At 70.4% G+C, this 12,591-nt stretch carries 12 protein-coding genes, 1 other RNA gene and 1 pseudogene; 8 read left to right on the top strand and 6 right to left on the bottom strand.

Annotation, left to right across the window (positions count from 1 at the left end):
* Positions 1 to 9: 9 nt before the first annotated feature.
* Positions 10 to 2,136: a tetratricopeptide repeat protein gene (locus tag ABD366_RS17685; protein ID WP_411293632.1), complete on the bottom strand. Its 2,127-nt coding sequence runs from the start codon at positions 2,134 to 2,136 to the stop codon at positions 10 to 12.
* Complete coding sequence (locus ABD366_RS17680; RefSeq protein ID WP_324766746.1) at positions 2,133 to 2,543, bottom strand: hypothetical protein; 411 nt, start codon at positions 2,541 to 2,543, stop codon at positions 2,133 to 2,135. Before ABD366_RS17680 ends, ABD366_RS17685 begins: the two co-directional genes overlap by 4 nt.
* Before the next feature lie 229 nt (positions 2,544 to 2,772).
* Here ABD366_RS17680 and ABD366_RS17675 point away from each other — a divergent pair, with 229 nt between their 5' ends.
* The 4 genes from ABD366_RS17675 to ABD366_RS17660 all read left to right on the top strand — a co-directional run bounded on the left by ABD366_RS17675 (position 2,773) and on the right by ABD366_RS17660 (position 6,583).
* Positions 2,773 to 3,042: a hypothetical protein gene (locus tag ABD366_RS17675; protein WP_324766667.1), complete on the top strand. Its 270-nt coding sequence runs from the start codon at positions 2,773 to 2,775 to the stop codon at positions 3,040 to 3,042.
* The gene (locus ABD366_RS17670) at positions 3,035 to 3,673 is read left to right on the top strand and encodes a DUF6879 family protein (protein WP_324766668.1); all 639 of its coding nucleotides are present in this window, start codon (positions 3,035 to 3,037) and stop codon (positions 3,671 to 3,673) included. The genes ABD366_RS17675 and ABD366_RS17670 overlap by 8 nt, the downstream gene beginning before the upstream one ends.
* Positions 3,674 to 3,893: 220 nt before the next feature.
* Positions 3,894 to 5,687 carry a pentapeptide repeat-containing protein gene (locus ABD366_RS17665; protein WP_324766669.1) on the top strand — a complete coding sequence of 598 codons (1,794 nt, stop codon included), beginning with the start codon at positions 3,894 to 3,896 and terminating at the stop codon, positions 5,685 to 5,687.
* A 170-nt stretch (positions 5,688 to 5,857) separates the two neighbouring features.
* A complete protein-coding gene (locus ABD366_RS17660; RefSeq protein ID WP_324766670.1) occupies positions 5,858 to 6,583 on the top strand; it encodes a hypothetical protein in 726 nt (241 codons plus the stop codon).
* A 118-nt stretch (positions 6,584 to 6,701) separates the two neighbouring features.
* On the opposite strand, the gene rnpB is transcribed toward ABD366_RS17660, so the two are convergent.
* Positions 6,702 to 7,101: RNase P RNA component class A (gene rnpB, locus ABD366_RS17655), an RNA gene on the bottom strand.
* A 107-nt stretch (positions 7,102 to 7,208) separates the two neighbouring features.
* On the opposite strand from rnpB, the gene ABD366_RS17650 reads away from it, so the two are divergent.
* From ABD366_RS17650 to eda, 4 genes are all read left to right on the top strand, one after another.
* Positions 7,209 to 7,970 (top strand): MerR family transcriptional regulator, encoded by a 762-nt coding sequence (locus tag ABD366_RS17650; protein ID WP_324766671.1) that lies wholly within the window; start codon positions 7,209 to 7,211, stop codon positions 7,968 to 7,970.
* A gap of 8 nt (positions 7,971 to 7,978) precedes the next feature.
* The gene (locus ABD366_RS17645) at positions 7,979 to 8,776 is read left to right on the top strand and encodes a hypothetical protein (protein ID WP_324766672.1); all 798 of its coding nucleotides are present in this window, start codon (positions 7,979 to 7,981) and stop codon (positions 8,774 to 8,776) included.
* A 56-nt stretch (positions 8,777 to 8,832) separates the two neighbouring features.
* A complete protein-coding gene (gene yaaA / locus ABD366_RS17640; RefSeq protein WP_324766673.1) occupies positions 8,833 to 9,615 on the top strand; it encodes a peroxide stress protein YaaA in 783 nt (260 codons plus the stop codon).
* A gap of 73 nt (positions 9,616 to 9,688) precedes the next feature.
* Positions 9,689 to 10,309 carry a bifunctional 4-hydroxy-2-oxoglutarate aldolase/2-dehydro-3-deoxy-phosphogluconate aldolase gene (gene eda / locus ABD366_RS17635; RefSeq protein WP_324766674.1) on the top strand — a complete coding sequence of 207 codons (621 nt, stop codon included), beginning with the start codon at positions 9,689 to 9,691 and terminating at the stop codon, positions 10,307 to 10,309.
* Positions 10,310 to 10,312: 3 nt separating this feature from the next.
* Here the strand turns inward: eda and ABD366_RS17630 are convergent.
* From ABD366_RS17630 to ABD366_RS17620, 3 genes and pseudogenes are all read right to left on the bottom strand, one after another.
* Positions 10,313 to 10,951 (bottom strand): annotated as a pseudogene (locus ABD366_RS17630) (histidine phosphatase family protein); the annotation flags it as partial.
* A gap of 35 nt (positions 10,952 to 10,986) precedes the next feature.
* The gene (locus ABD366_RS17625; protein WP_324766747.1) at positions 10,987 to 11,730 is read right to left on the bottom strand and encodes a zinc ribbon domain-containing protein; all 744 of its coding nucleotides are present in this window, start codon (positions 11,728 to 11,730) and stop codon (positions 10,987 to 10,989) included.
* On the bottom strand, positions 11,727 to 12,587 hold the full coding sequence (locus tag ABD366_RS17620; protein ID WP_324766675.1) for a Nif3-like dinuclear metal center hexameric protein: 861 nt from the start codon (positions 12,585 to 12,587) through the stop codon (positions 11,727 to 11,729). The genes ABD366_RS17625 and ABD366_RS17620 overlap by 4 nt, the downstream gene beginning before the upstream one ends.
* Positions 12,588 to 12,591 lie beyond the last annotated feature (4 nt).

Below are 12,591 nucleotides of genomic sequence, written 5' to 3'. Positions count from 1 at the left end.
GCCGTCACCTCACCGACCCGACCGGTACGTGTCCAGCAACCGCCGGCCCGCGACCGTGAAGGGGTGCTCGGGACCCAGGCCGTGTTCCCGCCGAGCGACGACGTCGGTCATCAGCTCGATCGCCGCATCCTCATGACCGAGAGCGGCCCGGGTCCGGGAGAGCAGCTGCCGGGCCGCGAGCACGATCGGGTACTCCGGCCCGAAGCGCCGCACATACGCCTCGGTGACCAGCCGGATCTCGCTGTCCGCCTCGTCGAACCGGCCCAGGAGATACAGCGCCCACGCGTGGTTGTGTTTGGCGCCCAGTGTCACTGTGTGATCGGGGCCGAGGAGCCGGTCGCACTCCGAAGGCAACGAGAGCAGCGCACCGTCCTCCACAGTGACCACCTCGGTTGCGGGCAGCATCTCCAGCAGGCTGGCACGGGCGCGCAGGGTCAGCGGATGTGCGGGTCCCAGTGCCGAGCGCCGACCGGCGACGGTGGCGGTGAGCAACGCGACCGATTCTTCTCGTCTTCCGAGGTTCGCCAGCACGAGCTGAAGGCCGTAGGACGTGTCCAGGGTGCCCGGGTCATCGGGCCCGAACAGACCCTCCTGAGTGGCACGAACGCCGCGGAGCAACGACTCGGCCTCTACGAACCTGCCCAGCCGGAACAACGCCCGTCCGGCCCTGGACCGGGCGGCCAGGACCATACGGTCGTCCGCGCGGAGCAGTCGTCGTGCGAGGTCCGCAGCGGTTCGGGAGGTCTCCCAGGCCGAGAGGTAGTCACCGGTCCGGTGCAGAGCAACTGACAGCCGCGTCGCCACGCCCAGGGCGTCGGCAGCGGCCGACGGCTCGCCGACACGCCGCAGCAGGGCCAGCGCGTGCGGTACCAGCAGGCGCAGTCGCGGCTCATGCGGCCCGGCGTCGGGTACACCGGGTACGGCCGCGTCGAGCAGTCGGACGGCCACCGCGTCGAGAGTGGGCACCAGTTCCGCGGGGGTCGCCGCGGAGACGCTGTCGAGCAGGACGCCATGGCTCTGCACACAGCGCATGCCGACGACGTCGACCAGCTCGGACAGCGACTGGTCGAGCAGGGCCCTCAGAGCTGTCTCGGTACGGGCCCGGGAAAGGACATCGGCGATTCCCTCATGGTTGAGCAGGGCCAGTGGCAGGGGTTCGGCGGCGAACCGGGCAAGGAGTCTGAGCAGGGCCACCGCTTCGGGCAGGCCGCGTGCCTCGAACGTGTCGAGGGTCAGCTGCCAGGTCAGGCCGACCAGGTGCCGCGGGTCCGCTTCGGACAGCGCGTCGGCGCCGCGGTCGATCAGCTGAACCCGCTCGTCTCCGTCGAGATGATGTCCGTAGGCGTCCATCGTCCAGGGGTCGAGCACCTGATGGGAGAGGAAGCCTCCGGCCAGAGTGAGGGCGAGCGGCAGCCGCCCGAGCCGGTCCGCGATCCGCGCCGCCTGCTCCGCCGTACCGCTGTCCGGGGCGAGGTCGCGCAGTACGAGCGCGGCGTCTTCCCGTGGCAGTACGCCGATGTGCTGCAGCTCGGCCCCCGGCCACCAGCGCGCCGCCGCTCGGCGTGTGGTCACCACGACGATGCCGCGTGGGCTGGTGCGCAGCCAGCCGTCTCGCAGGATCTCCGGCTCGTCGGCGTTGTCGAGGACCAGCAGCCAGGGCTCGGCGGAGCGGTCGAGATGCTGCCAGACGAGATCGGCCGCGGGACGGAGGCCGTTTCGGGCGGCCAGCAGTTCGCCGTCGCCCGCACCCCGGTCGGCGGCCACGGCCAGCATGCCGCCGCGCAGGCTCGCACGGTCGGCGACGTTGACCCACAATGCTGCCCGGCCCCGTTCGCGGGCGACCTCCTGGAACAGGGTGCACGCGACCGCCGTCTTGCCCGCGCCGCCCATGCCGTACAGCACGTAGACCTCGCCACCGCGCCCTCCCGCGACGCTCGCCCGCAGGCGTTCCATCACCTCGTTGCGATCACGCAGCACGACGGGAGGCCGTCCCACTGCCGGACGGCGCACCGAGTCCGGGCCGCTCGGCTCGGGGCCACCACCTCCGTAGTGATGGTGCTCGTTGATGTGCTGGTCACCGGATGACTGGAAGACCCGTCCACGGTCCTCTGCGTAACCGTCCATCCCACCCGTCATCGCTCTGCGATGTGCTGGTCTCGTCCCGCTTGGTAGACCCGGGCCTGGCCGGAGGCGGTGGCGTGCTGGGTGACCTGTCGGGCCACCGATCCGTCGGGATCGAGTTCGTCCAGCAGCCTGCGCAGTTCCTCGGCGGCGGCGGGCCGGGCGATGATCAGACGCCGTACGAACCCCTGCCACTGCAAGCGCAGTTCGTCCAGAGTCTCCTGATCGTGCGCCGCCACGGCAGCCAGTACATCCTCGCGGCCTGCCTCTAACTCAGCGACGACCATCTCGGCCCGCTCGGGCTGCATCCGACGCCAGAGCCGCGCGAACCCGTCACGCGTGCGCTGCCAGGCATCTGCTGCCATCAACGTGACCAAGGTGGTTCCTGCGCTCTGTGCGAGCGAGGTCACTTCCGGGTCCACAATCACCCCTCCGTTCACCCGATTTACCGACATCGCAGCAGAAGAAACGTGCCTTCTTGGCGTCGGCATGATCTTCTTTCCAATCAACATCATTTCATCCCAGAACGGCATGAGACAACAAGGAGTCAATCCTCGCCAATACCCTCGTGGACCTGGCCCGACACATGGCCAGGCCAGCTAGTTGCCCGCTACAGTGAAAGCCGCCCGATCTATTGAGGGGGAGACGAAGATGGCCAGGCCATGGGAAGCAGATCCGGACACGACTTTCAAACGACGTCTGGGGAAATCACCCCAAGAACTCGGAAATACAACCGGGACTCCTGACTGCCCCGACATCTGGGAACTCGCCAACGGGGACATCGCCGTCATCGGTCGTGACCTCACTCAGTCACTCGGCAAGAACCTGCCCGACGGTGTCTCGATCGGGTCGGACGAGCGCCTCGTGGTCATCCCCAGGAACATGCTTGTCGCGGCGAAGCCGGACATCCCCAGTGTTTGACTCTTTCCCCGCCGGCGCCTCCCAGCGCATGGATCGCCCTGCGTACCACGCGGACCTGGGCCGGATCTACACCAGCGGGATCGGCTTCCTGAACAAGCTCGAGCGCGGACAGCACTTCAAGGAGCGCGGCTTCGCCAGCTGGGAGGCCTTCGCGGCGGGCGACTGGCACAGGGCCCTGTCCTTGGCCGACGAGGGCCGTGAGGAGTACGCGGAGGAACTGCGTCGGGCCGAGCAGCTAGGAGTCTCGCACCGCCGCCTGCGCGTGGTGGAATTCCCGGTAACGCCGTATGTGCAATGGGAATTATTCGTGCTGCGTGTACGCGTGGACCTGGGCGACGACATCAGAATTCTCGACGCCCGGGAAATTTCGAACATCGAGCAGAGCCGCCCGGTCCCGGAAGTGGTGATCCTCGACGACGTGGTGATGTACGGGGTCGTTTACGACGACGACGGAAACCCGGATGGAGCCAACCGCTACACCGACCGGTCGCTGATCCAGGAAACCAACCTGGGGTTCGACACGCTCTATGAGCGCGGTGAGGGTTTCCACGAGTTCTTCGAGCGGGAGATCGAACCACTTCCCCCGCCCAAGGCAGCCACGAGCAGGCAAGGCTCTCCCGATCTGCGCTGACCAAGCCTCACCCTGCGACTCCGACGAACCCTGGTCCATCAACCTCAGAGCTCAGAACGGGCGTCGGTAGGACGGCCCGGTCGGATGCGGGCATGCACGAGCACGGCAACCATCGGCCGTGCTTGATCGTCCTCCGTGTATGCCACACCCGAGCCCTGAACCGTTCCCGACTCCGCCCGTCTGGCCGCACTGTGGCCAAGGCACCACGACGGATGACCCGGTGGGCTGCCATGGCGTCCACGTCCCTGGTCACACCGCATGCCTCGCCCATCTGGCCGACGCCGACCGCGACGCCTACCTGGCCGACCTGGCCCCCGGGGCCGCCATCGACCATCGCGGCACGCCCTTCACCGAACTCCTTCTCAATGCCCTCCTCGACGCCCTCCTCGACCCCGCCACCGGACACCCCCGCATCGGCGAGGCCCGGTTCGAGGCGGCGACCTTCCAAGGCGACGCCCGGTTCCTCAGGGCAACCTTCCAGAGCAATGCGTGGTTCGACTCGGCGACCTTTCAGGGCCTCGCATGGTTCGACTCAGCGCTATTCCAGGGCCTCGCTCGGTTCGAGTCGGCGTCCTTCCAGGGCCTCGCCCATTTCAACTCGGCCAGTTTCCAGGGGTACGCCGGATTCAGGTCCGCGACCTTCCACGACCTCGCGTGGTTCGACTCGGCGACCTTCCATGGCATCACCAAGTTCGCCTCGGCAACCTTCGAGAACCGTGCGCAATTCGCCTCGGCGACCTTCCAGGAAGCCGCCTTCGAGCGGGCGGTCTTCCAGGGCACCGGCCAGTTCAGGGCGGCGACCTTCGCGGGGCACGCTTCATTCGGGTGGACGACCTTCAAAGGTGCCGCCCAGTTCCAAGCGGCAGTTTTCGAGGGCGACGCCGGGTTCGGGGAGGCGACCTTCGAGCGGTCGGTCACCCTCGGGCCTTTGGCGTGCGCCGGGCGATTCGTGCTGTCCGAGGCGACGTTCAGCGGCCCGGCCAACCTCTCGCTCACCGCGCGCCGCCTGCAATGCTCGCGAACTCGTTGGTCGTCGACGGCCGAGTTGCGTCTGCGCTACGCCACGGTGGACTTCGCCCACGCGGTCTTCGAATACCCCCTCACGATCGCCGCGGAGGCGGACCCTTTCGTACTTCCCGACGGACAGCTGGTGGACGAACAGATTCTGGCCGACGCGCCCGATGCCACAGTGCGGGTGGCTTCGTTGCGTGGGGTGGACGCGGCCCATCTGCTCCTCGCCGACGTCGACCTGTCGAGGTGCCTTTTCGCCGGGACCGTGCACCTGGACCAGGTGCGGCTGGAAGGCGCCTGCGTCTTCGACGGGGTCCCGTCCGGCACGCACCGGCGACGCCGACGCCCCATACGTTTCACACAACGCCGCACTCTCGCCGAGGAACACTGCTGGCGCGCGAGCCGGGCGACAGCGGTCCGGGGCTGGAACGTGGCGGTGTTCGGCGCCGGACAGGTCGGGCCTGCGCAGCTGGCGCCGGTGTACCGGGCGTTGCGCAAGGCGTTCGAGGACGGCAAGAACGAGCCGGGGGCGGCGGATTTCTACTACGGCGAGATGGAGATGCGCCGACACGACCACACCGGCACCGCCCGCGCGGAACGCGGACTTCTGCACAGCTACTGGCTGCTGTCCGGCTACGGTCTGCGTGCCTCCAGAGCGCTGGGCTGGCTCGCTGCGGCCATGCTCGTCACCATCGTGCTGCTGATGGGCTTGGGACTCCCGAGAGCCGATCCCCGGCAGGAGGCGACCGGCACCGTGCCACCCGGTGGCGGCAAGGTCACCTTCGAGATCGACAAGGCTGATCCCCAGAACCCCACCAGGAACAGGTTCACCGGTGAGCGCCTCGAGAAGGCCCTGAACGTCACGCTCAACTCGGTGGTGTTCCGCTCCTCCGAACAGGATCTGACCACCGCCGGCACCTACATCGAGATGGCGTCCCGCGTCACCGAGCCCGTCCTCCTGGGCCTGGCGGTCCTGGCTGTCCGCAACCGCGTCAAACGCTGACGCGCGGGCGTCACTGTCAGGGACCGAAGTGACCGGTCCCCCGGAGCTGCCATGAACCGTCGCGGGCTGGAGAGCCGGTTCGGACCTTTCAGAACATCGCTGGTGCAGGGTCCGGCCGGCTGATTTAGTGACAACTCCAATCAGCACGTGATGACTTGGGGGGCCCAGGCATGGCAGCAGACACCCACGATGAACCGGGCGACAGACCGGATCCAGACGCGGCCGTACGTGGGCAGCGGGTCCTCGACCTCTTGGACAGAGCGATCGACCTCCAGACTCCACTGGTACGCAAGAACATCACCCGAGCCCGCCGGCGCAACGCAGACGCGACACCGGCTCAGGTGATCCGCAGCCTGGAGCGGATGTACGTCAGCGCCCTGACCGGAACGGGTGCTGCGGTGGGAGGAACCGCGGCAGCGCCCGGCGTCGGTACCGGCCTCGCACTGGCACTGTCGGCGGGCGAGACCCTCTCGTCTCTTGAGCTGAGCGCCCTCTTCGCTCTGTCGATCGCCGAAGTCCACGGGGTGCCCATCGACGAGGTCGAGCGCCGTCGGACGATCGTGATGGGAGTCATGCTCGGCGGGTCCGGCTCCACCACCATTACGAAGGTCGCCGAGCGCACGGGACAGCACTGGGGACGCCAGGTTGTCGCCAAGGTGCCGGTCGAGACGCTGCGCCAGATCAACAAGATCCTGGGGAAGAACTTCATCACGAAGTACGGGACCAAGCAGGGAATCATCGTGCTGGGCCGAGTGGCACCGTTCGGTATCGGCGCCGTGATCGGTGGCGGCGCCAACGCCGCCCTCGCCACTCTGGCGGTGAGGGCCGGCCGCCGCGCGTTCGGCCCGGCCCCGACGGCGTGGCCGGAAGCGACGTACGAGGATGCGCAAGGCTGACCCCTGGTGCACCTCGTAGGCGCCCGCTCTGAGGGGAAGGCGGGCGTCTACGCGTGGGGACTGCACGCCAAGCCGGAGAGCAAACTGCTTCAGCGGCAACGACGCGCCGGGGAGGCGGCAGACGAGTCGGGCTGTACGCCGGGTTCTGTCGCCCGGTCACCTCGCGGTGGCCGGGGAGACGGCCATCCATCTAGGGCCGGCGTTGCCACCGGCCTCGTGCGGTCTACCCGCGGACTCGGGCGGGCAGCCCTCGATCGTCCGCGCAGAGCCACCGAGGCGGCTCCTCTTGACCTTGCTCCAGGTGGGGTTTACCTAGCCGCCTGAGTCACCTCAGGCGCTGGTGGTCTCTTACACCACCGTTTCACCCTTACCCGGCACCGAAGCGCCGGGCGGTCTGTTTTCTGTGGCACTGTCCCGCGGGTCACCCCGGGTGGCCGTTAGCCACCACCTTGCCCTGTGGAGCCCGGACGTTCCTCGGGAGGTTCCTAAGAACCCCACGCGGCCGTCCGCCCGGCTCGTCTGCCGTGTCGGCCATGATACCCGGCGTGCGCCATCGTCTTCGCCCGCCCGCGGCCGGCGAGCGGCGCCTTGACCCTGCCGTAGCGTCAACGTTTCTACTGAGGTCATGAGGATCGGAGAGCTGGCCGCGACGGTCGGCGTCACCACGCGTGCCATCAGGCACTACCACCACCTCGGACTGCTGCCGGAGCCCGAGCGCCTCGGCAACGGATATCGCGAGTACGGGCTGCGGCACGCCGTCGAGCTGGCCCGGATCCGGCGGCTGACCGAGCTGGGGCTCGGGCTCGGCGAGGTGCGGGACGTGCTGGCCGAGGACGCCGGGCGCGATCTCGTCGAGGTGCTCGCCGAGCTGGACGCCGATCTGGCCCGGCAGGAGGCCGCGATCCACGGCCGGCGCGCCCGGCTGCGCGAGCTGCTGGCGGAGGCCGAGCAGGGGCGGCTGCCCGCGGAGGGGCCTGTTTCGCCTGAACTGGCGGCGCTGTTCGGCGAGTTGGGTGATCTGGGCCGAACGTCACCGACGGCAGCGAAGGACCGCGAGATGCTCACTCTGATCGACACGTCCACACCGCCCGAGCTGCGCGGACAGCTGATGGCGACGCTGCTGCCCACCATGACGGGGCCGGGCGCGCTGGACGCTGCCCGTGACGTGTACGCCCGGCTCGACGCGCTCGCCGACGCCGCGCCGGACGACCCGCGGGTGGCCGAGGCGGCGCAGGCCGTGATGGCGTGGCTGCCGCCGGAGCTGCCGACGGCCGAGGTGGAGGAGAACAACGCCCTCCTCGACGCGATCCTCGGTGACTTCTCCCCCGCGCAGGCCGAGGTCGTGCGGCTCGCGCTGCGCATGGCCTCCGAGGGCGGTGCGCGGTGAAGCGGGTGATGCGGGCACTGGCCTGCGCGGTCCTGGCCGCCGAGCTCGGGCTCGCGGGCTGCCTGGTGGCGGGGGTGCGGCTGCCGTGGTTCGTCGAGGCCACCGTGCTCCTCGTCGTCGCCGTCGAGGTCGCACTGCTCCTCGTGACGTACCGGCGTGGGGGCCGGGCCGCCCTTCAGGATGTCCTGCCCGCGGGCGCGCGCCAGATCGTCGGGAACGAGCTGCGGGTGTTCGGCAGTCTCGGGCTGTGGGCGGCCCGGCGGCGGCACGGAGTGCCCCCGGGCGCCGACTCCTTCTCGTACGCCCGCGGCCAGGCCACGATGATGTACGCCTTCGCGTTCGTCTGCGTCGTCGAGACCTTCGGGATGTCCGTACTGCTGCGGGACTGGCCCACGGCGCACAGGATCGTGCTGATCCTCGACGTCTACACCGTGCTGATGGTGCTCGGCCTGCACGCGGCGTCCGTGACGCGGCCGCATGTGATCACCGCCGACGCGCTGCGGGTGCGCCGGGGCAGTCACGTGGACCTTCGCATACCGCTGGAGCGGATCGCGTCCGTGCGCCGGGAGAACCGGTTCACGCACACGGCGAGCAAGGGCGAGCTGAACCTCGATGTCGCCGCGCAGACCAGCATCACCCTCGAACTCGACGAGCCGGTACGGCACCTCACCTTTCTGGGGCGGCCCAAGGAGGTCCACCGGGTGCGGCTGCACGCGGAGGAGCCGGACCTGCTCGCACGCACACTCGAGGTCCGGCTCACGCAGGCGCGGACCGGACCTTCACCCGTCCCCGAACTGCCTGGGTGAGCCGACTACCCTGGCGCGGGGCCGCACCCCTCCCCCCGCTCCGAAGGAGAACGCACGTGCTCGTCTTGCTGCCGCCGTCCGAAGGAAAGGCCGCCCCCGGCCGAGGCGCCCCGTTGCGGCTCGACTCACTGTCGCTGCCGGGGCTCGCCGGGGCGCGGGCCGCGGTCCTGGACGAGCTGGTCGAGCTGTGCGCCGCCGATGAGGAGAAGGCGCGCGAGGTGCTCGGGCTGAGCGAGGGGCTACGCGGCGAGGTCGCCAAGAACGCGGAGCTGCGCACGGCCGGCACCCGCCCGTCCGGTGAGATCTACACCGGTGTCCTCTACGACGCCCTGGACCTGGCCTCCCTCGACACGGCGGCGAAGAAGCGGGCCGCGAAGGCGCTGCTGGTGTTCTCCGGGCTGTGGGGCGCGGTGCGCGTGACCGACCGCATCCCCTCCTACCGCTGCTCGATGGGCGTGAAGCTGCCGGGGCTCGGCGCGCTCGGCACGTACTGGCGGGCGCCGATGGCCGATGTGATGCCCGAGGCGGCCGGGAACGGGCTGGTGCTCGACCTGCGTTCGGCCGCGTACGCGAGCGCCTGGAAGCCGAAGGGCGAGGTGGCCGAGCGGACGGCGACGGTACGGGTGCTGCACGCGCCGACCCGCAAGGTCGTCAGCCATTTCAACAAGGCGACCAAGGGCCGCATCGTGCGCGCGCTCCTGACCTCGGGGGCCGCGCCCGCGTCCCCGGCCGTACTGGTCGACGTGCTGCGGGACCTCCAGTACACGGTGGAGGTCGAGAAGCCCGCGAAGGCCGGGCAGCCGTGGAGTCTGGACGTGCTGGTCGACGAGGTCCACTGAACCTGGAGGGCATGCATTGCAGCATGCGCAACGTGCTTTGCGCATGCTGCGTACCGCGGGGCAGGATGTTGCCATGACCTCCTCTGTGCTCGATCTCGCCCCTGTCGTCCCCGTCGTCGTCGTGGAGGATGTCGCCGACGCGGTGCCGCTCGCGCGGGCGCTGGTCGCGGGCGGGCTGCCCGCGATCGAGGTGACCCTGCGCACGCCCGCGGCTCTCGACGCGATCAGGGCCATCGCCGCCGAGGTGCCGGACGCGGTCGTCGGCGCGGGCACCGTCATATCGCCCGAGAACGTCGCCGACTCGGTGGCCGCGGGCGCCCGCTTCCTGGTCAGCCCCGGCTGGACGGACACGCTGCTCGACGCGATGCGGGACTCCGGGGTGCCGTTCCTGCCGGGCGTATCCACGACGTCGGAGGTCGTGGCGCTGCTGGAGCGCGGTGTGAGCGAGATGAAGTTCTTCCCGGCCGAGGCCGCGGGCGGCGCGCCCTACCTGAAGGCGCTCGCCGGGCCGCTGCCGCAGGCCCGGTTCTGCCCGACCGGCGGGGTCTCGCCCGCGAACGCCCCCACCTACCTGGCACTGAAGAACGTCGGCTGCGTGGGCGGCAGTTGGATGCTTCCGGCCGACGCGATCGCGGCGAAGGACTGGGCGCGGGTGGAGGAGCTGGCCCGCGAGGCCGCGGCACTGCGCCCGTAGTCGCTAACGCAGGTGCGCGGTCTCGTTGAGGACGCGCACGCTCGCGTTGCCGTCGGCGTAGTACGCGATCGTCGTCAGGGACGCCGCCGACAGCTCCATGCGGAACAGTGCCTCGGGCGGGGCGCCGAGCGCGAGCCGCACCAGCGTCTTGATGGGCGTGCCGTGGCTGACCACGAGGACCGTACGGCCCCGGTGCCCGGCGGTCAGCCGGTCGCGGGCCGCCGCGACCCGCTCGGCGACCGCGGCGAAACTCTCGCCGCCACCGCTGGGAGCCGCGTCCGCCGAGGCCAGCCAGGCCTTCATGTCGTCCGGATGGCGCTCCCCGACCTCCTTGAACGTGAGCCCTTCCCAGGCCCCGAAGTCGGTCTCGCGCAGGCCGTCGTCGACCGTGACGCCGAGGCCGAGCCGGTCGGCCACGGCCTGAGCGGTCTCCCGGCAGCGCCTCAGGGGCGACGACACGATGGCCTCGACGGAGCGGGGGCCGCGCGCCGCGAGGGCGTCCGCCACGCGATCAGCCTGGTGCCGGCCCGTCGCGGACAGCTCCGGGTCGCTCCCCCCGCTGCCGGAGAACCGCTTCTCGGGGGTGAGGGCCGTCTCGCCGTGCCGGAGCAGGACGAACGTGGCCGGGGGGCTCATATCAGGCCCCCCGGCCCTCGCGTTCGTGGCGTTCTCGCCGGTCAGAGGCCCGACTCCGACGTACGGACGAGGATGCGACGGCAGTTCTCGCAGCGGACCACCGCGTCGGCGGCGGCCTTGCGGACGTCGTTCAGCTCCGTGATGTTGAGCTCCAGGCGGCAGCCCTCGCAGCGGCGCTGGAACAGCTTGGCCGCGCCGACGCCGCCCTCCTTCTCGCGCAGCTTGTCGTAGAGCTTCAGCAGGTCGGCGGGGATGGAGCCCGCGACGACCTCGCGCTCCTTCGTCACCGTGGCGGCCTCGGCGTCGAGCGAGGCGGCGGCCTCGTCACGGCGGGCCGTCGCGTCGTCGACCTTGGCCTGGACGGAGGCGAGGCGCTCGGTCAGCTCGCTGACACGCTCCTGCGCCGACTCACGGCGCTCCATGACCTCCAGGACGACGTCCTCGAGGTCGCCCTGGCGCTTGGCGAGCGAGGCGATCTCCCGCTGGAGGTTCTCCAGGTCCTTCGGCGACGTGACCGCGCCGGAGTCCAGACGCTGCTGGTCGCGGGTGGCGCGCTGGCGGACCTGGTCGACGTCCTGCTCGGCCTTGGTCTGCTCGCGGGAGCAGTCGCTCTCCTCGGTCGTCGCGGCGACGTGCAGGTCACGCAGTTGCGCGAGGTCCTTGTTGAGCGACTCGATCTCGGCGTGCTCGGGCAGCGACTTCTTCTTGTGCCGGAGCTGCTGGAGGCGTACGTCCAGATCCTGGACGTCGAGAAGGCGGATCTGGTCGGCGGGCGCGGCGTTCAGTTGGGGGCTCCAAAAGTAGTCAGGGGTTCGCGGTGGGACGCCGCGTGGGCGGTCCAGGGGTCGGTGACCGTACGCGAGACGTGGACGCGCAGGTCCCATCCCTCGCGGTCGGAGATCTCGTCGAGCTGGGCGGCGGCCAGCTCGCACCAGGGCCACTCGGTGGCCCAGTGCGCCGCGTCGAGCAGCGCGAGAGGTGTGTGGGCGCGGGCCTCGCTCACCGGGTGGTGGCGCAGGTCGGCGGTGAGGAAGGCGTCGACGCCGGCGGCGCGCACGTCGTCGAAGAGGCTGTCGCCGCTGCCGCCGGAGACCGCGAGCGTACGGATCGTCGCGTCGGGGTCGCCCGCGACGCGGATGCCCTGCGCGGTGGCGGGGAGGCGCTCGGCGGCGCGGGCGGCCAGCTCGCGCAGGGTCAGCGGGTGGTCGAGCTCGCAGACGCGGCCGAGGCCGCGGCGGCCCGTGGGGTCGGCGGGGTCGGGCACGAGGGGGCGCACGACGCGGACGTCGAGCGCTCCGGCGAGCGCGTCGGAGACGCCCGGGTCGGCCTTGTCGGCGTTCGTGTGCGCGACGTGCAGCGCGATGTCGTTCTTGATGAGGGTGTGGACGGCCCTGCCCTTGAAGGTGTCGGCCGCGACCGTCGTCGTCCCGCGCAGGTAGAGCGGGTGGTGCGTGACCAGCAGGTCCGCGCCGAGCTTCACGGCCTCGTCGACGATCTCCTGGACCGGGTCGACGGCGAACAGGACCCGGCCGACCTGGGCGTCCGGGTCCCCGGCGACCGTGCCGACCGCGTCCCAGCCCTCGGCCAGGGCGGGGGGCCAGAGGGCGTCGAGCGCGGCGGTTACTTCAGACAGACGGGGCACGCAG

The sequence above is a fragment of the Streptomyces kunmingensis genome (assembly GCF_039533535.1).
Classification (GTDB): Bacteria; Actinomycetota; Actinomycetes; order Streptomycetales; family Streptomycetaceae; genus Streptomyces; species Streptomyces kunmingensis.
This window is presented reverse-complemented; position numbering and strand designations above follow the sequence as displayed.